The organism is Flavobacterium esculini (genome assembly GCF_048284325.1).
In the GTDB taxonomy this organism is placed as follows: domain Bacteria; phylum Bacteroidota; class Bacteroidia; order Flavobacteriales; family Flavobacteriaceae; genus Flavobacterium.
Window position 1 is genome coordinate 25,569 of sequence record NZ_JBLVPI010000018.1, and the last position, 21,408, is coordinate 46,976.

General features: G+C 34.2%; 21 protein-coding genes. 17 read left to right on the top strand and 4 right to left on the bottom strand.

The window, feature by feature from the left end; genetic code table 11:
• Positions 1-57: 57 nt before the first annotated feature.
• The 4 genes from clpB (at position 58) to ACNQGG_RS14720 (ending at position 5,495) form a co-directional block, all read left to right on the top strand.
• Positions 58-2,673 carry an ATP-dependent chaperone ClpB gene (clpB, locus tag ACNQGG_RS14705; protein ID WP_417965184.1) on the top strand — a complete coding sequence of 872 codons (2,616 nt, stop codon included), beginning with the start codon at positions 58-60 and terminating at the stop codon, positions 2,671-2,673.
• 835 nt (positions 2,674-3,508) lie between these two features.
• A complete protein-coding gene (gene tnpA, locus ACNQGG_RS14710; protein ID WP_417965186.1) occupies positions 3,509-3,997 on the top strand; it encodes an IS200/IS605 family transposase in 489 nt (162 codons plus the stop codon).
• Positions 3,998-4,130: 133 nt separating this feature from the next.
• The gene (locus tag ACNQGG_RS14715) at positions 4,131-4,730 is read left to right on the top strand and encodes a nitroreductase family protein (protein ID WP_417965188.1); all 600 of its coding nucleotides are present in this window, start codon (positions 4,131-4,133) and stop codon (positions 4,728-4,730) included.
• 117 nt (positions 4,731-4,847) lie between these two features.
• Positions 4,848-5,495, top strand: coding sequence for an HAD family hydrolase (locus tag ACNQGG_RS14720; RefSeq protein WP_417965190.1), 648 nt, complete (start codon positions 4,848-4,850; stop codon positions 5,493-5,495).
• A gap of 31 nt (positions 5,496-5,526) precedes the next feature.
• On the opposite strand, the gene ACNQGG_RS14725 is transcribed toward ACNQGG_RS14720, so the two are convergent.
• Positions 5,527-5,994, bottom strand: coding sequence for an OsmC family protein (locus ACNQGG_RS14725; RefSeq protein ID WP_417965192.1), 468 nt, complete (start codon positions 5,992-5,994; stop codon positions 5,527-5,529).
• A 201-nt stretch (positions 5,995-6,195) separates the two neighbouring features.
• On the opposite strand from ACNQGG_RS14725, the gene ACNQGG_RS14730 reads away from it, so the two are divergent.
• The 3 genes from ACNQGG_RS14730 to ACNQGG_RS14740 all read left to right on the top strand — a co-directional run bounded on the left by ACNQGG_RS14730 (position 6,196) and on the right by ACNQGG_RS14740 (position 10,062).
• Positions 6,196-7,065 (top strand): DUF808 domain-containing protein, encoded by an 870-nt coding sequence (locus tag ACNQGG_RS14730; protein ID WP_417965194.1) that lies wholly within the window; start codon positions 6,196-6,198, stop codon positions 7,063-7,065.
• A 477-nt stretch (positions 7,066-7,542) separates the two neighbouring features.
• The gene (locus ACNQGG_RS14735) at positions 7,543-9,462 is read left to right on the top strand and encodes a hypothetical protein (RefSeq protein ID WP_417965196.1); all 1,920 of its coding nucleotides are present in this window, start codon (positions 7,543-7,545) and stop codon (positions 9,460-9,462) included.
• A gap of 195 nt (positions 9,463-9,657) precedes the next feature.
• Entirely contained in the window at positions 9,658-10,062 is a 405-nt protein-coding gene (locus ACNQGG_RS14740) for a putative quinol monooxygenase (RefSeq protein ID WP_417965198.1), read from the top strand.
• A gap of 76 nt (positions 10,063-10,138) precedes the next feature.
• On the opposite strand, the gene ACNQGG_RS14745 is transcribed toward ACNQGG_RS14740, so the two are convergent.
• Positions 10,139-10,420, bottom strand: a complete 282-nt coding sequence (locus tag ACNQGG_RS14745) for a hypothetical protein (RefSeq protein WP_417965200.1) — start codon at positions 10,418-10,420, stop codon at positions 10,139-10,141.
• 378 nt (positions 10,421-10,798) lie between these two features.
• Between ACNQGG_RS14745 and ACNQGG_RS14750 the strand changes: the two genes are divergently transcribed.
• The 7 genes from ACNQGG_RS14750 (at position 10,799) to ACNQGG_RS14780 (ending at position 17,849) form a co-directional block, all read left to right on the top strand.
• A complete protein-coding gene (locus tag ACNQGG_RS14750; RefSeq protein WP_417965202.1) occupies positions 10,799-12,487 on the top strand; it encodes a glycoside hydrolase family 28 protein in 1,689 nt (562 codons plus the stop codon).
• Positions 12,488-12,559: 72 nt separating this feature from the next.
• Positions 12,560-13,447, top strand: a complete 888-nt coding sequence (locus ACNQGG_RS14755; protein WP_291248957.1) for a carbon-nitrogen hydrolase — start codon at positions 12,560-12,562, stop codon at positions 13,445-13,447.
• 244 nt (positions 13,448-13,691) lie between these two features.
• Positions 13,692-14,492 carry a hypothetical protein gene (locus tag ACNQGG_RS14760; RefSeq protein WP_417965204.1) on the top strand — a complete coding sequence of 267 codons (801 nt, stop codon included), beginning with the start codon at positions 13,692-13,694 and terminating at the stop codon, positions 14,490-14,492.
• 126 nt (positions 14,493-14,618) lie between these two features.
• Positions 14,619-15,479, top strand: a complete 861-nt coding sequence (prmA, locus tag ACNQGG_RS14765) for a 50S ribosomal protein L11 methyltransferase (protein WP_417965206.1) — start codon at positions 14,619-14,621, stop codon at positions 15,477-15,479.
• A 46-nt stretch (positions 15,480-15,525) separates the two neighbouring features.
• Entirely contained in the window at positions 15,526-15,801 is a 276-nt protein-coding gene (locus tag ACNQGG_RS14770; protein WP_417965208.1) for an ATP-dependent Clp protease adaptor ClpS, read from the top strand.
• 95 nt (positions 15,802-15,896) lie between these two features.
• The gene (locus tag ACNQGG_RS14775; protein ID WP_417965210.1) at positions 15,897-17,162 is read left to right on the top strand and encodes a sterol desaturase family protein; all 1,266 of its coding nucleotides are present in this window, start codon (positions 15,897-15,899) and stop codon (positions 17,160-17,162) included.
• 15 nt (positions 17,163-17,177) lie between these two features.
• Positions 17,178-17,849, top strand: coding sequence for a lysoplasmalogenase (locus ACNQGG_RS14780; protein WP_417965212.1), 672 nt, complete (start codon positions 17,178-17,180; stop codon positions 17,847-17,849).
• Positions 17,850-17,890: 41 nt separating this feature from the next.
• Here the strand turns inward: ACNQGG_RS14780 and ACNQGG_RS14785 are convergent, their stop codons facing one another.
• The gene (locus ACNQGG_RS14785; protein WP_417965214.1) at positions 17,891-18,304 is read right to left on the bottom strand and encodes a DUF6691 family protein; all 414 of its coding nucleotides are present in this window, start codon (positions 18,302-18,304) and stop codon (positions 17,891-17,893) included.
• A 3-nt stretch (positions 18,305-18,307) separates the two neighbouring features.
• Positions 18,308-18,865: a YeeE/YedE family protein gene (locus ACNQGG_RS14790; protein WP_417965216.1), complete on the bottom strand. Its 558-nt coding sequence runs from the start codon at positions 18,863-18,865 to the stop codon at positions 18,308-18,310.
• A 195-nt stretch (positions 18,866-19,060) separates the two neighbouring features.
• On the opposite strand from ACNQGG_RS14790, the gene ACNQGG_RS14795 reads away from it, so the two are divergent.
• The 3 genes from ACNQGG_RS14795 (at position 19,061) to ACNQGG_RS14805 (ending at position 21,400) form a co-directional block, all read left to right on the top strand.
• Complete coding sequence (locus ACNQGG_RS14795; RefSeq protein ID WP_417965218.1) at positions 19,061-19,513, top strand: 2-dehydro-3-deoxyphosphooctonate aldolase; 453 nt, start codon at positions 19,061-19,063, stop codon at positions 19,511-19,513.
• 201 nt (positions 19,514-19,714) lie between these two features.
• Positions 19,715-20,533, top strand: a complete 819-nt coding sequence (kdsA, locus tag ACNQGG_RS14800; RefSeq protein ID WP_417965220.1) for a 3-deoxy-8-phosphooctulonate synthase — start codon at positions 19,715-19,717, stop codon at positions 20,531-20,533.
• Positions 20,534-20,554: 21 nt separating this feature from the next.
• Positions 20,555-21,400 carry a hypothetical protein gene (locus ACNQGG_RS14805; protein WP_417965222.1) on the top strand — a complete coding sequence of 282 codons (846 nt, stop codon included), beginning with the start codon at positions 20,555-20,557 and terminating at the stop codon, positions 21,398-21,400.
• Positions 21,401-21,408: the final 8 nt, after the last annotated feature.

The following is a 21,408-nucleotide window of genomic DNA, read 5'->3' on the forward strand; positions in this document are numbered from 1 at the left end:
TATATATTGAATATAATTCGCAAAGTTAGTCAAATAACAACAAAACAATATACCATCATGAACATAAATAAATTTACCATCAAATCTCAGGAGGCCATTCAGCTTTCCCAACAATTGGCGCAAAGCAACGGGCAACAACAGATAGAAAACGAACATATTTTCAAGGCCATTTTTGAAGTAGATGAAAATGTGGCACCTTTTCTATTGAAGAAACTGAACGTAAATGTGAGTTTATTGGAACAAATAATAGACAGCACGATTCAAAGCTTTCCAAAAGTTTCCGGTGGCGAAATTATGCTTTCCAGAACCGCAAACTCAACATTAAACGAAGCCGAGATTATTGCCAAAAAAATGAATGATGAATTCGTTTCTGTGGAGCATTTAATTTTAGCCATATTTGGTTCCAAAAGTAAAGTTGCCCAAATCCTGAAAGACCAAGGCGTTACCGAAAAGGGACTAAAAGCCGCTATCGACGAATTACGAAAAGGAGAACGAGTGACTTCGGCCTCTGCCGAAGAAACCTATAATTCCTTGAATAAATATGCGAAAAATCTAAACGAATTGGCTCGTAACGGTAAACTCGATCCCGTAATTGGTCGTGACGAGGAAATTCGCAGGGTATTACAAATTCTTACCCGTAGAACTAAAAATAACCCAATGCTCGTGGGAGAACCCGGTGTTGGGAAAACAGCCATCGCCGAAGGATTAGCCCACCGAATTGTAGATGGAGATGTTCCTGATAATTTGAAAGATAAAATCGTGTATTCCCTTGATATGGGAGCCTTGATTGCCGGTGCAAAATACAAAGGGGAATTTGAAGAACGATTAAAATCAGTCGTAAAAGAGGTCACTTCTGCCGAAGGCGATATTGTTTTATTCATAGACGAAATCCATACGCTTGTGGGAGCCGGCGGTGGCGAAGGTGCTATGGATGCGGCTAATATTCTGAAACCGGCGTTGGCTCGGGGAGAACTACGTGCTATTGGAGCCACAACATTGGACGAATATCAAAAATATTTCGAAAAAGACAAAGCACTCGAAAGACGTTTTCAAAAAATAATGGTAGAAGAACCAGATACCGAAAGTGCCATTTCGATTTTGCGTGGTATCAAAGAAAAGTACGAAACGCATCATAAAGTTCAAATCAAAGACGACGCGATTATTGCCGCTGTCGAATTATCGCAACGGTATATCACGAACCGTTTTCTTCCGGACAAAGCGATTGATTTAATGGATGAAGCCGCTTCCAAACTGCGTATGGAAATCAATTCAAAACCAGAGGAACTCGATGTTTTAGATCGAAAAATCATGCAGTTGGAAATTGAAATTGAAGCCATTAAACGAGAAAAAGACGAAAGCAAACTCAAAGTTTTGGGCATGGATTTGGCCAATCTCAAAGAAGATCGCAACGAAATCTACGCCAAATGGAAATCAGAGAAAGATGTAGTCGATAACATTCAAGCGGTAAAAACAGAGATAGAGGATTTCAAATACGAAGCCGAACGTGCCGAACGTGATGGTGATTATGGAAAAGTAGCCGAAATTCGGTATGGTAAAATCAAGGAAGCGCAAGAACGTTTAGCCATTTTACTCAAGGAATTACAGGAAAACCAATCGGGAACTTCGTTGATAAAAGAAGAAGTTACCCGCGAAGATATCGCCGAAGTCGTAGCCAAATGGACTGGAATTCCAGTGATGAAAATGCTTCAGGGTGAACGAGAAAAACTATTGAAACTGGAAGATGAATTGCATCACAGAGTGGTAGGACAGGAAGAAGCCATTCAGGCCGTGAGCGATGCGGTGCGCAGAAGCCGTGCCGGATTGCAGGATATGAAAAAACCGGTGGGAACCTTTCTTTTCCTCGGTACAACGGGAGTTGGTAAAACAGAATTGGCGAAAGCCTTGGCCGAATACCTGTTTGATGATGAAAATGCGATGACCCGTATCGACATGAGCGAGTACCAAGAACGCCACAGCGTAAGTCGTTTGGTGGGGGCGCCTCCGGGATATGTGGGCTATGATGAAGGCGGACAATTGACCGAAGCCGTACGTAGAAAACCCTATTCCGTAATTTTATTGGATGAGATTGAAAAAGCGCATCCAGACACGTTTAATATCTTGCTACAAGTCTTAGACGAAGGACGTTTGACAGATAACAAAGGGCGTTTGGCCGATTTTAAAAACACGATTATCATCATGACTTCTAATATGGGGAGCCAGATTATTCAGGAGAAATTCGAATCCCGAGACTTCGGGATAAAAGGAAGCGTGGAAGCCGCAACCGAACTCGCCAAAGTGGAAGTACTGGGATTATTGAAACAAACGGTGCGCCCGGAATTCATCAATCGTATTGATGAAATCGTGATGTTCACGCCATTGACTAATGAAAATATTGCTCAAATCGTAGGGCTACAACTGAAAAATGTAACCAAAATGCTGGCGCAACAAGGTATTACGATGGACGCGACTCCGGAAGCTATTGCTTATTTATCCGAGAAGGGATATGATCCGCAATTTGGAGCCAGACCCGTGAAAAGAGTGATTCAAAGAGATGTTCTCAATGAATTATCCAAAGAAATTCTATCCGGAAAAATAACTACAGACAGCATCGTTTTGATCGATGCGTTTGATGGAAAACTGGTTTTTAGAAATCAAAGCGAATTGGTGAACTAGATAGTTCCTATAAAAAAAATTCCAAAGTTTTGAGCTTTGATAAAGCAGATAAAAACACTAGTCGAAAGGCTGGTGTTTTTTTATGCTGCTTTTTTAGTAGCAGCACAGTTGTAGATTTTCATCACGAGTTGTCCCGCTGTCCGCAATATCTTTTTTTAAACGCAACCCTATCATTGTTCAGAATTCTGAAAGGTTAAAAGCGTTTATAAAAAAGGATACTTGCTTCCATCGGGGCTAAGTGATAACAACCTTTTTCCAGAAGAATATTTTGAAAAACAAACTCTTTGGCAACCATTTAAATCTTTTATCAACCCTTTCCGAATCAAGAAGTAATGTAATAATTTGTAGTATATTGTTTATATCTTAGCGAAACTATAAAAAAGCTAATTATGGTGTAGTAATGATATGTGCCGAGCCGATGGCTCTTTGTGATGCTGGACTTCCTATGTCAACTGGACTAAAGTCCAGCCTTACAAAATGCATCGAGCCGATGGCTCTGAGAAGTCTATAAAAGTTCCATAGGAACGATACATATTGTAGCAACGGATTTTAATCCGTTGGTGTTAAAAACAAAACAAAACGCATGCAAAAGTTCCATAGGAACGGTACCTATTGTAGCAACGGATTTTAATCCGTTGGTGTTAAAAACAAAACAAAACAAAACGTATGTAAAAGTTCCATAGGAACGGCACATATTGTAGCAACGGATTTTAATCCGTTGGTATCAAAAACAAAACGCATGCAAAAGTTCCACAGGAACGGTACATATTGTAGCAACGGATTTTAATCCATTGATTTAAATAAAACCGAATAAAGATTCATCTAAAATATAAAAATGGCAAATACCTATCATCAAGTTTACATTCAAGCAGTTTTTGCAGTAAAGTATCGAGAAGCCGTAATTAGTAAGGAATGGAAATCTATCCTAATGGGCGTAATTGGTAATTTGATTAATGAAACTGGGTGCAAAACCATTATTATTAATGGTGTTGAAGATCACGTGCATTGTTTCTTGGGATTGAAACCAGTAGTTTCTATTTCAGAATTGATGAAAACCGTTAAAGCAAAATCCTCCAAATATATCAATGACCATCAATTGACAAAATCAAGATTTGAATGGCAAGAAGGTTATGGTGTTTTTTCGTATAGCCATTCCCAAGTTGATACTGTTTATAAATACATTACCAATCAAGAAGAGCATCATAAGAAACAAACCTTCAAAGAGGAATATTTGGCGTTTTTAGATACGTTTGAAGTGCCGTTTGATGAAAGGTATATTTTTGAACATCTGATATGCCCCAGTACGAAGTCGGGAGGATTCTAAGGGTGTCCTCAGAAACTCAGTACCCATCACAAAATACCGTTCGCTACCAACTCAATCAAATTGTATAATCCTACTATTAGCTTAACTTTGCATCACTGTTTAATCCTATTACAACCGTTTAAAAAACACAACCATGAATATTTTAGAATTAATAAAAAAAAGATATACAGCAAAGAAATACAACGCTGACAAAGCCATACCTCAAGAAAAAATTGAAGATTTGAAAGAGGTTTTACGGCTCACTCCTTCTTCCATAAATATTCAACCTTGGAAATTTACATTTGTACAAAATCCAGAAATTAAAGCAAAATTAGCTTCGGTTTCCATGCATAATGAAGAAAAAATAAATCAAGCGCAACTATTGGTTGTATTTAGTGTAGCGGATGATTTAGATGCTTTTCAAAAAGTAGTAGACAACGAATTACCGCCAGCCCGGAGGGATTGGTACAATCAAATGAAAGCAAGTATGCCCGAAGCCGATTTGAAAATATGGCTGTCCAAACAAGTGTATATCGCCTTGGGAGTTGGTTTGACGGCTAGTGTTTCGTTAGGTCTGGATTCGACAGCCATGGAAGGTATCGAATCGGATAAATACAGGGACATTCTTAACATGGCAGCATACAAACCATTATTTGCAATGGCAGTAGGCTACGGTTCGGAAGATGATTTCAACCGAATTGAAATAACACCAAAATCCAGGAGATTACAAGAGAGTGTAATTGAAACTATTTAACAAAAACGGTTAAACCAGTTCAACCTTTTAAGATAAAAAACAATATCCCTATCTTTGGGCATGATATCCAAACAAGAATCGAAATGCTGAATTTTTCGATTCCTATAAAAATAAAAAATGAAATTTAAAGGAATTATTTTTGATTTAGACGGAACATTAGTGAATTCATTGGAAGACATTGCTGATGCGATGAACAGTGTTCTTCAAGGCCTCAACTTCCCTACTCACAGTTATGATGCTTATCAATATTTCATTGGCAGCGGCCTTAGAAATTTGGTCAGTAAAGCCTTGCCGGCAACCCATAATAATGAAACACAAATTGATCAGTGTTACCAGTTGATGGTTGGAGTATATCGTAATAATTGTACGCATAAAACAAAAGCCTATGATGGGATTTTCGAATTATTAGACGAATTAAAATCACGCAATATAAAACTAAGCGTGTTCTCGAATAAAGCAGATGACCTGACAAAAGAAATTACAGCAACGCTATTTCCTGATTATTTTAATCCAATATTGGGTTTGACGACAGAATCACTAAAAAAACCAAATCCATTTAAAACAGTGGAAATAAGTAAACACTTTGGACTAAAAGCCGAAGAAATCCTTTTCATAGGGGATTCCGGTATTGATATGCAAACGGCAACGAATGCTAATATGTGTGCCGTAGGGGTTTCATGGGGCTATAGACCAGAAGAAGAATTACTTTCAAATGGAGCAAAATATGTATTAAACCAACCGGCTGATTTAATTGCTATTTTGTAATTAATCCAAAAAAATAAAATGCGGAATCCCTTTAGTTTGTAGCTGCAATTTCACAAGTTGGAAAATGAACAATTGGAAAATTACACGAATTGGCTATAAAACAGAGTTGGTTTGCTTTTTTATGCAAGCTAAGTGCCTCCGCAATTTTTTCTTTGTTGCTGATACGCACTTTAGGATTTAGTTTAATTGCAATAAAACGACCGCTACCGTCAGCCGAAACCACGAGAGTTGCCTCCGCTTCGTCCGTATAAGTCACCACATCGACACCGTTTTGTTCACAAACATATAAATACGACATCATGTGACAGGAAACCACACTGCTCAATAAAAGGTCTTCTGGATTGTACAAAGCAGCATCTCCTTTGAAAGCTTTAGCAGCCGAAACATTTAAAACGGCCTTACCGTCAATCGTTATGGTATGGCTTTTAGTAAACGTCGCCGCTTCCTTTTTAGAAAAAAACCAATCTAATTTGGCTTTAAATACATGTTTGAATCCCATACTTATTTTTATTTCAAAAGTAATTAAAAACAGCACTGCTAATACCGAAAGGTTTTGGGTGAATATTAACTAAAAATTCACCCGTTTTATAAATAGGGTAAATAAAAAAGTTTTAGCTTCGCATCAATAAACAAACAAAACGCGTTAATCAAATTTTGGCAAGGCAATTCCAAAAGCAACGCAGTTAAAAAAACAATCAAAATGGCATCAGGTTTTTTCGCACTATTAGATGATATCGCAGCAATTATGGATGATGTTGCAGTAATGAGTAAATTTGCAGCCAAAAAAACGGCTGGTATTTTAGGCGATGATTTAGCCGTAAATGCCGAGAAAGCTTCCGGATTTATCTCCTCAAGAGAACTCCCCGTATTATGGGCAATTGCAAAAGGTTCTTTCATAAACAAGGTAATCATTTTACCCATCGCCTTTCTGCTGAGTGCTTTTTTTCCTGTAGCTGTAATCATAATCTTAGTGCTTGGCGGACTTTATTTAGCCTATGAAGGTGCCGAAAAAATATACGAATACTTCTTTCCGCACGAACATGCAAAGCACGAAATTTCGTTGGAACCGATGACCGAAGAGCAAATTTTAGCTTTCGAAAAAGGAAAAATAAAATCAGCCATCGTAACCGATTTTATTTTATCCGTAGAAATCGTGATTATTGCGCTGGGCACCGTTATTGGAAAACCTATTTTATCGCAGATTCTTGTTGTTTCCATCATTGCAATAATAGCAACCGTGGGTGTTTACGGCATTGTAGCCTTAATCGTCCGAATGGATGAAGCAGGTTTAAAACTGATTCAGCTGAGTTCCAAGGAAGGAAGTTTTACAAAAACGGTAGGCAACATTCTGGTACAAGCGTTGCCAAAGGTCATCAAAAGTTTATCCGTTATAGGCACTATCGCCTTGATATTAGTGGCAGGCGGGATATTTGTACACAACATTGATTTCTTACACCATGTGTTACCGCAATTACCGGCCATCATAACCGAATTTTTAATCGGACTTCTAATCGGGGGAATTGTTTTGGGAATTGTAACCCTGTTCAAAAAGATCATTGGCAAAAAATAAGCAGCAATTGAATATTTTAGCCGTATACATAATTTAAAAACCAGCAGAACATCAGTCGAAAGGCTGGTGTTTTTTTATGTCTTTTTTTAGGAGCAGACGACTTTGTTTTTTCAAAACGAGTTGTCCCGCTGTCCGCAGTATCTTTTTATAAACGCAACCCTATCGGGTTACATTTATAAAAAGGATACTTGCTCCCATCGGGGCTATTTGACAACGCGTTTTTTCCAGAATAAAGTTTTCGAAAAAAGTGTTTTATTAAAGTTAGATTCTGTTATAAATCATATTGGAATAAAAGATTTGATTAATAATTTGTAAGAAAATTTTAATATATTTGTTTACTATATCGCTATATAATAGCGACAATCTACCAAATTACGGTTGTATAGTCGCTACTTTATAGCGAGTATATGCAAGTTACCAGCAATTTTACCTCAGAATCAAAAATCTAACGTAAATTTATAATCAAAATAGCAGAAAATGTCAGATGATTTAAGAAGGGTTGTTTATTATTCAAATGATGATTTAAGTAGTGGAATAAATTTAGAAAATGCAGAAAAAATAATTCAATTATTCGATAAGAATAATTCCTTTGCGATAAATGATTTACTAGAATTGTATAACATTCAATTATACTTTAAAAATAATCTTCGCTTACCTACTTGGTCTGATGAACAATACCAAAAATATAAAACTATAGCAAGCGGGTTTTGGGAGTTAATAAAAAAATTTTTTTTATTAATTGAAAACTCAAATTTCACTCAAGTTTTTACAGAAATAAATTTCCAGTATACTCATAATTTTTGGGAATTATTCAACAAATTAAATATATTTAAAAAAATTGATTCTAGTTTAATAGCAGCTTTATTGACTTCTAAAATATATATATTCCAAGAAGTTTTATATAACCAAGAATTAGTAAATTACTATTCAAAGGTAATTCTAGAGCATTTTGAAAAAAATCCCGAAACTGCTGAAATAATTTTATCTCACTACGAGGAAATTTCATTACATGAGAAGAAAAAAATTTACATACCTAAAATATTTTCTATTGATAAAATTGAAATATTGATCAACCGATATATTTCACTTTCGGAACCGAACTTAAATTACATTAATCTTATTGTAAATTCTCAAAATTTAAAACTTGATTATAAAACTAAATTTAGGGCTTCTAAAAAAGAGCGTGAAATTACAAAATCATTTTTCAAGGAAAACAATGGAATATCATATGGTGTTAAAATTGGAATTTCTGGAGAACAATTAGAACCTAAATCATTAAAATACAATGAAGAAAACAATAGATTAGCTTACACTTATAGTGAAAATCATCTTGATAACACAAGAGATTTTTTTTCGATATTCAAAAACTTCACTTTCTTATTTGAATATGTCAACTTTCAAGGTTGTATGAATTTAGTCCAACGAAATTGCGAGATGGACACTATGGATAGGATTTTTATGCGTTCAAAAGGAGAATATTTAAAATATATAAAATTTAATCAAAAAGAACTTCTCTCTAATGGACAATTTGCTATATATAAGTATTATTTAAAAAATAACAATATTGACATTGAAGATATTATTTCTTTTGTAGTTGTAGAGACACTACAAAAAGTCTATGGAATTGGAAAACTAAAAATATCACTACCCTCAAAAGAAACTGAATTTTTTGAAAAGGTACGTATTCTAGCACCTGAATTAGAATTTCTACTAAAACAATATAATGCATTTATAGAAGACGGAGAGATAGATTTTGAATTATTACGGTTTAACTCATCTCCTATCTATTTCAGCAAACTAAAAAGCAAAGTAGAGATTAAATATGTATATGCTAAAGGCGAAAATATTTATCGCATAAAAAATGGTTTGTTTTCGACACAATCATCTTTAACCTATATTGAACCATTTAAGAATAAATATAGTCATCTGTATGAACTCCTTTTAAAAGAAAATGTCACTTATGATTTATTTGAAGGTTTTCAACAACGAGAAATTGATTATCTATTAGAGAAAAAAATCATCTTTTTTGATATCGAAAACTTTATTAGAGTTGATCGAATTATGTCTCTTATTTTTAGTTCATTTCATTATCAAGAGGTTATTAGTTTTTGGCATTTTCCTTTAGAAATAAGAAATATTTTAATTGATTTAGAAAAGCAGAATGAAGTAATATTTGAAAATTGTTTGTTTACTCGAGAAGAAATACGCTATTTAAACTATAATTTAAATAAAAAAGAATTTTCCAACGGTTTAGATTTACGCAATAAATACATTCACGGCTCAAACTCTGAATCAAAAGATGTTCAAGAAAATGATTACAATGTACTTTTGAAAATTTTTATATTAATTCTTCTAAAAATTGAAGACGATATATTAATAAGTAAAAGAGAAAACTAAAAACAAAAACTGCTGATAACACACACCCACTCTCCAAAGTCTCCTGACTTCGGAGTCGTCATGAGAAACTCAAATAAAAATATCCACAGACTATTTAAAAACCTAACCGCTCGTGAACAAACAAAAGCAAGCAACTTATTGACAAATATCAAAAGGACTATTGATTATTATAATTTTAACTTCAACACAGTAAATATGAAAACATTTAAACCAACCCATAAATTACTGACTGCAATAGTCACTTTCTTTATACTTGCCTTTAGTACAAATACTGTTGCTCAGGAAAAAATTCAAATGGTAAGATTGGCAAAAATTAAAGTTGATCCATTGCAATTGGACAAATATAATAATGCATTAAAAGAACAAATGACTACTGCAGTTCGTCTTGAATCAGGGGTATTAACGTATTACGCCGTTGCGGACAAAACCGAACCATCACACATCACAATACTTGAAATATATGCTGATACAACGGCATACAAATTACACATAGAAACAACTCATTTTAAAAAATACAAGGAGACTGTTAAAGATATGGTCAAATGTTTGGAACTTGTAGATGTTACGCTAATTGGCTCGGCGAATAAAATGGATAAATAATCCATAAAAAAACAACTATTACCGTTACTGCTAATTGTGAAAAGAACCGCTCCAAATAATTAAAAAATACGATACACTAAAACAACTTATATATCCTGTGAATTGGAATCATCACACCTTGCTTTAACATAACATTTTTATCTGTAACACCCCAAACTGTAGTATCTACTATTTTTTTGGATTCGATATCCTCAAAGAAAATTTTAATTTTTGAATGCTCTAAATTACCCAATGATAAAGCCCTATTGATATCGCTTATTCTAGTTTTTATTTCATCAACATCGTCAAGAACATCTGTTGTGGGGAATTTAAGAAGAGCTATGTCTTCTTTATCGATGATTTTGAATTCTTCTGTCATAATTTTAAAATTTAATGAATTATAAAATATAGTATTCTGGCAAAACAAAAACTTACTCATTTTGTTAGCTATAATACTATATACAAAAATAAAGCCTCGTTAACTTTGTTAATGCCAATTTTATATTAATTTTTTCTCCAGCTTAAAGTCATTATACAATTGGGAAATGTTCCAACGGGTAGCTTCTACCGCCAACTTATTATGAATAGTGCGATTATACCGCTTAAAATCAGATAGTACCTATTTTTAATCGAAATTAATTTGTAAATACTCATTTATTAGATACATTTGAGTAATCGATTACATTGTAGTCCTTGAGTTTTAAAGAGACGCTTTTTTTATAAAATGACACCGAATTATTAAATCAAATTAAATAGAATGAAAACGAAACCAATTAATCTATTATGCATCGCTTTGACAGTTTTAATAACAAGCTGGTCGAAAAATAGCGTTGCCCAAAATTCAAAGCCCAATGAAACGTATAAAGGCATTGAATTCAAAATGGCAAAAGTCAAAGAACCCATAATCCCGAACAATACCGTAAACATAAAAGATTTCGGTGCTGTAAATGGAGGAACTGTTTTAAATACCAAGGCTTTTGCTGATGCCATTGCTGCAGTTTCCAAAAAAGGAGGTGGAAAAGTGATTATCCCTCCCGGAATTTGGCTCACTGGTCCCATCATTTTGAAAAGTAACATCGAATTGCACGCCGAAACTGGCGCGTTAATAAAATTTTCAACGGATAAAAGTTTATATCCGCTAATCGAAACCAGTTTTGAAGGATTAAATACGTGGCGTTGCATCTCCCCTATTTATGGAAAAAACCTAGAAAACGTAGCTTTTACTGGAAAAGGAGTTTGGGACGGTTCAGGAGAAGTTTGGAGACAAGTCAAAAAGAGCAAACTTACCGAAAGTCAATGGAAAAAATTTGTTGCTTCCGGCGGAGTACTCAATGATAAAAAAGACAGCTGGTATCCCTCAGAAACGTTTATGAATGCTTCTAAAGGTGCCGACCAAAATGTACGCCTAGATTTAAAAACAAAAGAAGAATTTGAAGCCATTCATGATTTTCTTCGTCCGGTAATGGTCAGTATTCAAAACAGTAAAAGAGTATTATTTGACGGGCCTGTATTTCAAAATTCTCCTGCTTGGAATATTCATCCCTTAATGGTGGAAGATTTAATTGTTCGTAATGTATCCGTTCGTAATCCTTGGTTTTCTCAAAACGGGGACGGTCTTGATGTAGAATCGTGTAAAAATGTACTTATTGAAAATTCAAGTTTTGATGTGGGCGACGATGCGATTTGCATCAAATCAGGAAAAGACAAAGATGGTCGTGATCGTGGGGTTCCTTGCGAAAATATTATTATAAGAAACAATATCGTTTATCATGGACACGGTGGCGTTACGGTAGGTAGCGAAATGTCTAGCGGAGTAAAAAACATGCACGTATCGAATTGTTCTTTTATGGGAACTGACGTTGGATTGCGTTTTAAAAGCAACCGTGGACGTGGCGGTGTTGTCGAAAACATCTTTATCTCGGATATTTTCATGACCGATATTCCTTCACAGGCGATTTCTTTCGACCTTTATTACGGCGGAAAATCCATTGCAGAAACTTTGGCTGAAGGAGGAAATAAAATTAGTACCAAAATGGTTCCTGTTGATGAAAAAACGCCACAATTCAAAAATATTTCTATCAAAAACATAACCATTGCAGGAGCGTATCAAGCCGTATTTTTACAAGGATTGCCTGAAATGAACCTTGAAAACATCGAAATCTCTAATTTGACTGCAAAAGCTGAAAAAGGCTTTTCAATCATTGATGCCAAAGGAATCAAACTTAACAATATCAAACTGGACATAAAAGAAAGTACTGTATTTGACATTTATAATGGTAAAAACATGTCCTTAAAAAATATTGAATTTAATTCGGCTTCACCACAAGCAGTTACTATCAATGGACCTGCTTCTGAGAATATAGAATTGGTTTCTTCTCCTAAGTTTGATTATTCCAAAAAAACGAGCATTGGCGATACCGTTCCAAAAGGAGCAGTAAAATTATAACCAAAAAACACCATATCGCTATTTTCTAATCTTTATAAAATTCACTATTTTTGCACTCTAAAATTTTTAGTAATGCCAAACAAGAAATATAAAATAGCAGTCATACAATTGAATCTTAATGATATTGCCGAAAATAACCTGAAAAAATGTATCAGTTGGGTTCGTGACGCCGCTAACCTTGGTGCCGAAGTTATTTCGTTGCCGGAATTATACAGCAGTCATTATTTTTGTCAAAGCGAGGATGTAGATAATTTTGCCTTGGCAGAACCGTTATACAGCACTTCATTTATTGCTTTTAGTGCTTTGGCAAAAGAATTAGGCGTGGTAATTATTGTTCCTTTCTTCGAAAAAAGAATGGCAGGAATTTACCACAATAGCGCATACATCATTGACACCGATGGCTCAGAAGCGGGATTGTACCGTAAAATGCACATTCCGGATGATCCGCATTTTTATGAAAAATTCTATTTCACGCCCGGTGATTTAGGTTTTAAAACGATTCCGACTCAAAAAGGAAAAATTGGAACCTTAATTTGTTGGGATCAATGGTATCCTGAAGCAGCTCGTTTGACCGCTTTACAAGGGGCAGAAGTGCTGTTTTACCCAACAGCAATTGGATGGCATCCACAAGAAAAAGAGCAATACGGTGAAAACCAACATGGGGCTTGGATGAGTGTAATGAAAGGGCATGCAGTTGCAAATGGCGTATATGTTGCAGCAGCAAACAGAATCGGACTAGAACAATATTTACCTGATACTGCAGGAATTCAGTTTTGGGGATCTTCGTTTATTGCGGGACCACAAGGCGAAATTTTGGCGCAAGCCTCACACGACAAAGAAGAAATCCTGATTGCCGAAGTAGACTTGGACTTACAAGAAAATGTGCGTCAGAACTGGCCGTTCTTTAGAGACAGAAGAATTGATGCTTTTGGCGATATTACAAAAAGAGCGATTGACTAAATCGTCTTTATACAATTAAAGAATCCCTGCTGAGAAATAATTCTAGACTGCCCCCAAAATTTTGAACACTATTTGGGGCAGTCTAATGCAGTTGGGGATTCTTTTTATCCCACTTAGAAATAACAAAACTATTCCAATCTTATCTTTATAACTAAGCCATTTTTTTGACTTGGTAACAACAAAATGGTTTCTATTTAGTTGTAGAATAGTTACAAATAATAATTCAAAAATACAACACAAAAAAATGGAATCAGAAGGTTTAATTAAAAAATCAGGAAGGAAAATTTGGAAAAAATGGTCTATTGCAATCCGAATAATCCCTTTACTCATTTTAACAGCAACATTAAAAATCCTTTCCCATAATTATGGATTAGAAGTAATTGAATTAAATGCCCTTTTTACAAGTTTAGTGGCTGGTACCATATTCCTTATAGGTTTTTTAATTAGCGGTGTGCTATCCGATTATAAAGAGAGTGAAAAATTGCCAAGTGAACTTTCGGCATCTATGAAATCATTGTTTGATGACACTTACACTATTTATAAAAGCAAAAATACTCCAACAGCTTTAGAATTTATAGAATCCCAAAAAACCTTTTACAATTCGCTTGTTGATTGGTTTTACAAAAATGAAAAAACCGTATCAATATTAGAAAAAATAAGCGATATGAATCATTATTTTATTGAGCTTGATCAAGAAGGAGTTCAAGCGGGTTATATCATCAAAATGAAGAATGAACAAAATAATCTTCGAAAAATGATATTGAGGATCGATACCATCAGAGACACTGAATTCATTGGTTCAGCTTATGCAATTCTTGAAGCAATGGGCTTTTTAATTGGATGCTGTCTTCTAATTATAAAAATTGAACCCTTTTATGCCTCACTATTTTTTACATTAGTAGTTACATTTTTAATTTCTTATATGTTCATGTTAATAAAAGACCTTGATAATCCATTCGATTATTCCCAAAACGGTGAGAGTGGAACAGAGATTTCCTTAAAACCAATTCATGACCTTAAAATTGCGATCAACAATTTCATGTAAAAAAATCAAACAGCGTCTTTTTCTCCTGCTATTTGTAATAATTTATTGCGTTTAGACTTATGGTTTATAATGACTCATTTAAAATTTACTTGAATATTTCCTTACCTTTGCAAAAAAAAAAATACAATGTCAAACATTTATATCGGATATCATTTTACCATAGAACCAAAAGACTCGAGCGATAGCGAACAGGCGAAGCAATTAGGGTCCGAAATATTAATTGCCCAATTAGGAGAAAAAGCTTTTGAAAGTTTTACTGAAACTGAAACGGGTATTTCTGCTTTTGTACAAAAAGATTTATGGGACGAAATGATTCTTGATGAAATTCAAATTTTACAATCTGAGGAATTTAATATTGACTACCGTTTCGAAGAAATAGAGCAAGTGAACTGGAATGAAGAATGGGAAAAGAATTTTGAACCGATTGATGTAGATGGAAATTGTCATGTACGTGCGCCATTTCATCCAAAAACGGATGCCGAATTTGATATTATAATTGAACCAAAAATGAGTTTTGGAACTGGTCATCACGAAACTACTCATATGATGATTCAACATTTACTGGAAATTGATGTTACTGGTTTAAAAACACTTGATATGGGTTGCGGGACAGCAATTTTGGCTATTCTTGCCGAAATGAAAGGAGCCCAACCAATTGATGCCATTGATATTGACAATTGGTGTTATTTAAATTCTATTGAAAATGCGGAACGCAATAATTGTGAACACATTACAGTTTATGAAGGTGATGCAGCTTTGTTGAAAGACAAAAAATATGATTTAATAATTGCCAACATCAATAGAAACATTTTGTTGAACGATATGCAAAGTTATGTAGACTGTTTGAATCCAAAAGGAACCTTGCTATTAAGTGGTTTCTATGTCGAAGACATCCCTTTTATTGACGCCTCATGCACAGAAAAAGGTTTAAATTATGTTAAAAAATTCGAAAGAAACAACTGGGTTTCATTAAAATATGTAAATTAGAACTTTATTTTTTTTATTAATAATACAAGTACAAAAAACCTACAAAATGAGTACTAAAGAAAAAGTAAGAGAAAGAGTCAGTGTAAAAGAAGTTATATCCATTGATAACGAAATTATTGTCTATAATGATGATGTGAATACTTTTGACCATGTCATAGAAACTTTAATACGTGTTTGTAATCACACTGCTGAACAAGCTGAACAATGTTCGTTGATTGTTCATTACAATGGAAAATGCACCGTAAAGACAGGCCCTTATAACAAGCTAAAACCTCAGTGCAGCCAACTCTTGGAAGCTGGGTTAAGTGCTGAAATAATTTAGCGGTATTTAAATCAAATAGCCTGTTATAGAATTATTACAAATAATTCAAAAAATATATACTTTTATTATATATTTGAACAACACAACAGGCTTTTATGGAAGAATACGGAAAAATATTAATATTTGTAATGCCTATTTTTTTACTATTAATCATAATAGAAAAAATGTATGGTCATTATAAAGGAGAAGATACTGCTCCTAATATGGACTCTGTTTCGAGCGTAAGTTCAGGTATGGTGAACTCCGTGAAGGATGTTTTAGGACTTAGTATTACCCTTATTTCTTACGATTGGATCGCTTCAAAAATTGCGATTTTTCATTTAGAACCCACCGTTCTTGCGTATATCATTGGTTTTATAGCGATAGATTTTTATGGTTATTGGAGTCATCGTTTTTCGCACCAAATCAATTTTTTGTGGAACAAGTATGCTATTCATCACAGTAGCGAAGAGTTTAATTTAGCTTGCGCTTTACGCCAACCCATATCCAGTTTTGTTAATTTATTTACCTTTTTGCTTATTCCTGCGGCTTTGTTAGGAGTTCCGTCAAAAGTCATTGCGATTACCCTTCCTATTCATTTATTTCTTCAATTTTGGTATCATACCAAGCACATTAAAAAAATTGGTTTTCTGGAAAACATCTTAGTTTCGCCTTCTCATCACCGGGTGCATCATGCTATTAATCCAGAATATATGGATAAAAACCATTCCCAAATATTTATAATTTGGGATAAAATTTTCGGGACATTTCAAGAAGAATTAGCTTTAGTGCCACCAGTTTTTGGAATTACAAGACCCGCACAAACTTGGAATCCTATTCGTATTAACTTTCAACATCTTTGGCTGCTGATAAAAGATGCTTGGCGTGCTGAAAACTGGAACGATAAATTTACCATTTGGTTTAAACCAACAGGATGGCGTCCAGAAAATTTCGAAGAAAAATATCCCGTACACAAGATTAAAGATGTTTATGCTTTTGAAAAATATGGTACCCAGCATTCCAAAAAACTGATGTTTTGGTCTATTATACAAGCCATAATCACTTTATTATTTATCAGCTATTTATACAACTCCATTGCAATAATTGGTGTACCAAATGTATTTGTATATGGCGCATTTATTTTTGTAACAATTTATAGCTATACTGAATTAATGGATACCCGGAAAATTTCACTCTTTTGGGAAATCCTCCGATTTGTTTTTGGAATAGCCATTATTACTTATTTTGGGGACTGGTTTTCAATGAATCAACTTTTCCCTTATGCAAATTATATCATTATTGGATATCTTACGTTATCTTTAATAGCCACAGTCTACTTTGTAAGTGTAAATTTCGAAAAAGAAAAAGTAGCACCGGCATAATCTTAAATACAATTCATGAGAAGTACCTTATCTTTTAAAGCCTATATTGGAATCAGTTTCGCTTATCTTTTATTTATTATTTTGGGAAGAGAAGACATTTCATGGTTTATAAAACCTTTTTTAATTCCTTTTCTTTTTCTTGCAGTTTATTCCTGCGGAAATTTTCCTTCTAAGAAATTCCTTTTAATAGCCTTGACTTTTTCTTGGATGGGAGATGTCGTTTTACTTTTTACTTACAAAGCTGAAATCTATTTCATAATTGGATTGGTCGCATTCCTAATTTCTCATTGCGCTTATATTGCTTTATTCAATAAACAATTAAGGATAAATTCGTCCAGAAACAAAGCTGTTTTCTGGGTGGGAATCACAGCTATCATAGTCTATCTTATACTGATGTTATCAATATTATTACCAACTTTAGGTGATTTAAAAATTCCAGTTTTTGTTTATGCCATAATACTGTCAACTATGCTTCTATTTGCCATTAAAGGGTATTTAAAATGGAGTAAACCTGCTGGGGCGTATATATTACTTGGAGCGGTTGTTTTTGTATGTTCGGACAGTATTCTGGCTTTCAATAAATTTTATGAACCCATCCGATTAAGTTCATTTCTGATAATGGCAACGTATCTACTAGCACAATACTTGATTGCAGTTGGTATTTTGAAATTAAACAGAAAAAAATAGCATTTCCTTTTTCAGAAAATGCTATTCAAGTTTTAATAGAATTAATGAGGCAGTTTAGCTTTTAATAATCCATAAATAAAGGTACCTAACAAAGCTCCAAAAAGAACTAAAAGTACACTCCAGAAACCAGCTCCAAGAAGAATAAATATAGGCCCCGGACAAGAACCAACTAGTGCCCAACCCAATCCAAAAAATAATCCGCCAATCCAGTAACGAAAAGAACCAGCTTCTTTATCCAGAATTTCTATGGGCTGTCCTTTTATATCTTTTAGTTTATTCTTTTTTATTATTTGAATCCCAATTACACCTGTCAAAACAGCCACTGCAATAATTCCGTACATGTGAAAAGATTGAAATTGAAACATTTCATAAATGCGATACCAAGAAACGGCTTCCGATTTTGTAAGTACAATTCCGAAAACAAATCCAACTAATAAATATTTTAATACGTTCATATTCTAAAAAATTAAGGGTAATAAAAAATGAGCCATAATCAATCCGCCAATAAAAAATCCTATAACGGCTTTCAAAGATGGAAGTTGTAAATTACTTAAACCCGATATAGCATGTCCTGAGGTGCAGCCTCCAGCATATCGGGAGCCAAAACCTATTAAAATCCCACCTATTATAAGACTAAAAATACTTTTGGGAGAGTGCCAAATCTGCGTGCCAAAAAGTGCATCTGGCATTAATTTCCCGTTTGGTGCATCTATTCCCAATTGTGCTAATTGCGCGATAGTTTTAGAGTTAATTGACACATTAGAGGAATCACTCATATAATGCACAGCTACAAAACCGCCTAACATTGCACCTAAAACCACAACTAAATTCCAACGTTGTGCTTTCCAATCAAAATCAAAAAATGCCACTCGGTTACCCAAGCCAGCCATAGAACATAGCGAGCGCAAATTAGAAGACATACCAAAAGTTTTTCCAAAATAAATCAGACAAAGCATAATCATGCCTATCAAAAACCCGGAAACATACCAAGACCATGTTTGAAAAATAATATCCATAGTTAATAAATTTTATACAAATATATAAAGCAAATTATTCAATCTATGTGAGAAAAGTTACAATCGTAAAAAACTGTGCAATAAATTAATATTTGTTATTGTAATAGGCTTTAAAGTTCTGTTTATATTTGTACCGCTTTAAACGGGTAATCGTATTATAATTGCTGTAAGTATTACCAAAAAATTAATTAAAACATGAAAAAAACACTTTCTTTTATCGCTTTATTAATACTTAGTGCTTCTTGTGTCAGCACAAAATCTACCTTAAAAAACGTAGACGACAATGCACCTGCGCTCTCACTTACAAATGAAAATACTTTTGTAATAACAGCATACAGCAAAGACAAAAAATATGGTTATAATGAAGATTATCCTATCAATATATTTTATAGAAATACGGCAAACGAGATGATCAATCAGGAACGTTTTCTGAATGCTTTGGCTGGACCTAAAGGAGAAAAAATCACTTATGTAAAATTAGAAAGCTGCTGCCCTTTTCCAACAAAAAGAACAGATTTAGGTGCTGGTTTCCTGGATGTATATGAAATAAAATGGGCTGGACAAAAAAAACCTGTAAAACTCTATTTGAATATTTACGAAAAAGGAATTTTAATGATCCCCGTTGGTCTTAGTTTAAAAAAGAATTAAGTAAAACACGACTGCCTTAGCTCTGCTAACAGTGAAAATCCTTTTCTTTTTTCTTCCAAAAAAGAAAAAGTTACTTCACAAAGTTTTATTTTTATTGGAGTTCAGTGAATTTTATTTTGTAACAAATAGCAGGAAATAGCTTCAAAAAAACACTAAATCATTATTTCTAATTATCTTTGCACTTTCAAAAAATAAATTTTTATGAACATACAACATATTCCACTGATCAAACATACTGAAAGTGGTAATTTCTTTCTTCTTGCCGGTCCTTGCGCCATTGAAGGCGAAGAAATGGCAATGCGTATTGCCGAAAAATTAATTGGCATTACAGATAAACTGGAGATTCCATTTGTATTTAAAGGTTCTTTTAAGAAAGCCAATCGCTCTAGAATTGACAGTTTCTCAGGAATTGGAGACGAAAAAGCATTGAAAATCCTTAGAAAAGTCTCTGAAACTTTTGATGTCCCTACCGTAACTGATATCCATACTAATGAAGATGCCGAAATGGCCGCGCAATATGTAGATGTGTTGCAAATTCCTGCTTTCCTTGTTCGCCAAACTGATTTGGTCATGGCTGCTGCCAATACCGGAAAGGTTGTAAACTTGAAGAAAGGACAATTTATGAGTCCCGAAAGCATGAAACACGCTGTACAGAAGGTTTTGGATTGTAACAATCAAAACGTAATGGTAACGGATCGTGGAACAATGTTTGGCTACCAAGATATGATTGTTGATTTTAGAGGTATTCCTACGATGCAACAATATGCAACTACAGTTCTTGATGTTACGCATTCGCTACAACAACCCAACCAAACGGCTGGAGTTACTGGTGGAAGACCTGATATGATTGAAACTATTGCCAAAGCAGGAATTGTTGTAGGTGTAGATGGAATTTTTATCGAAACTCATTTTGATCCGGCTAACGCTAAAAGTGATGGAGCTAATATGCTACATTTAGATTATTTTGAAGGTCTAATGACCAAATTAGTCGCCATAAGAAAAACGATAAATACATTTTAAAACTTAGTTCCCCCCAATTCATTGAAACATTTCTTTTTTTATTCCGCATTCTCAATCATATTTTTTTCAACAAACGCATCTGCTCAAGAACAAATTAAATTACAAGATAAATATACCGCTCATAACAAAGGAAAAATCTTTGTATCGTGGGGAGGAAACAGAGATAATTACACCAAATCTGATGTGACTTTTCGCGGTAAAGACTATAATTTCACTCTCGATGATATGATTGCTCATGACAAGCCAAAAGGTTGGCATGTAGATTATATCAATCCGTCAAAAATAACTATTCCGCAGACTAATTTTAGAATGGGGTATTTTATAAATGACCATTACAGTATTGCCATTGGAGTGGATCACATGAAATACGTGATGACACAAAATCAAACGCTGAACATAACCGGAACGATTACAGGAAATGCCCCATATGACGGTATTTACAACAATACATCTACTGTCATGACTGAAAGCTTCTTGCTTTATGAGCATACAGACGGACTAAATTATGTAAATACTGAATTTTCAAGACATGATGACATTTCGTCATTATTCAAAATTAGAAATACAGATAAAATCCAAATTAATTTAACCGAAGGCGCTGGTATTGGTCTATTATATCCAAAAACGAATACGACGCTTTTAGGAAAACCACGTCATGACGACTTTCATGTTTCTGGTTATGGGACTTCTTTGAAAGCTGGTTTGAATATTACTTTCTTTAAACATTTTTATGTTCAAGGAGAATTAAAAGGTGGCTATATCAACATGCAGGATATTAGAACTACTCAAAGTACCGAAGATAGTGCCTCTCAAGATTTTTTCTTTCTCCAGAGAATAATTGCTTTTGGAGGAATATTCAAAATATAAGTAATTTC

What these genes read in the sequence shown, in the direction of transcription:
- ACNQGG_RS14750 (WP_417965202.1), top strand. Translation starts at nt 10,799, where the DNA reads ATGAAAACGAAACCAATTAATCTATTATGCATCGCTTTGACAGTTTTA.
- prmA (WP_417965206.1), top strand. Translation starts at nt 14,619, where the DNA reads ATGTCAAACATTTATATCGGATATCATTTTACCATAGAACCAAAAGAC.
- clpB (WP_417965184.1), top strand. Translation starts at nt 58, where the DNA reads ATGAACATAAATAAATTTACCATCAAATCTCAGGAGGCCATTCAGCTT.
- ACNQGG_RS14730 (WP_417965194.1), top strand. Translation starts at nt 6,196, where the DNA reads ATGGCATCAGGTTTTTTCGCACTATTAGATGATATCGCAGCAATTATG.
- ACNQGG_RS14755 (WP_291248957.1), top strand. Translation starts at nt 12,560, where the DNA reads ATGCCAAACAAGAAATATAAAATAGCAGTCATACAATTGAATCTTAAT.
- ACNQGG_RS14760 (WP_417965204.1), top strand. Translation starts at nt 13,692, where the DNA reads ATGGAATCAGAAGGTTTAATTAAAAAATCAGGAAGGAAAATTTGGAAA.
- ACNQGG_RS14725 (WP_417965192.1), bottom strand. Translation starts at nt 5,994, where the DNA reads ATGGGATTCAAACATGTATTTAAAGCCAAATTAGATTGGTTTTTTTCT.
- tnpA (WP_417965186.1), top strand. Translation starts at nt 3,509, where the DNA reads ATGGCAAATACCTATCATCAAGTTTACATTCAAGCAGTTTTTGCAGTA.
- ACNQGG_RS14790 (WP_417965216.1), bottom strand. Translation starts at nt 18,865, where the DNA reads ATGGATATTATTTTTCAAACATGGTCTTGGTATGTTTCCGGGTTTTTG.
- ACNQGG_RS14740 (WP_417965198.1), top strand. Translation starts at nt 9,658, where the DNA reads ATGAAAACATTTAAACCAACCCATAAATTACTGACTGCAATAGTCACT.
- ACNQGG_RS14745 (WP_417965200.1), bottom strand. Translation starts at nt 10,420, where the DNA reads ATGACAGAAGAATTCAAAATCATCGATAAAGAAGACATAGCTCTTCTT.
- ACNQGG_RS14795 (WP_417965218.1), top strand. Translation starts at nt 19,061, where the DNA reads ATGAAAAAAACACTTTCTTTTATCGCTTTATTAATACTTAGTGCTTCT.
- ACNQGG_RS14785 (WP_417965214.1), bottom strand. Translation starts at nt 18,304, where the DNA reads ATGAACGTATTAAAATATTTATTAGTTGGATTTGTTTTCGGAATTGTA.
- ACNQGG_RS14715 (WP_417965188.1), top strand. Translation starts at nt 4,131, where the DNA reads ATGAATATTTTAGAATTAATAAAAAAAAGATATACAGCAAAGAAATAC.
- ACNQGG_RS14770 (WP_417965208.1), top strand. Translation starts at nt 15,526, where the DNA reads ATGAGTACTAAAGAAAAAGTAAGAGAAAGAGTCAGTGTAAAAGAAGTT.
- ACNQGG_RS14735 (WP_417965196.1), top strand. Translation starts at nt 7,543, where the DNA reads ATGTCAGATGATTTAAGAAGGGTTGTTTATTATTCAAATGATGATTTA.
- ACNQGG_RS14780 (WP_417965212.1), top strand. Translation starts at nt 17,178, where the DNA reads ATGAGAAGTACCTTATCTTTTAAAGCCTATATTGGAATCAGTTTCGCT.
- ACNQGG_RS14720 (WP_417965190.1), top strand. Translation starts at nt 4,848, where the DNA reads ATGAAATTTAAAGGAATTATTTTTGATTTAGACGGAACATTAGTGAAT.
- ACNQGG_RS14775 (WP_417965210.1), top strand. Translation starts at nt 15,897, where the DNA reads ATGGAAGAATACGGAAAAATATTAATATTTGTAATGCCTATTTTTTTA.
- kdsA (WP_417965220.1), top strand. Translation starts at nt 19,715, where the DNA reads ATGAACATACAACATATTCCACTGATCAAACATACTGAAAGTGGTAAT.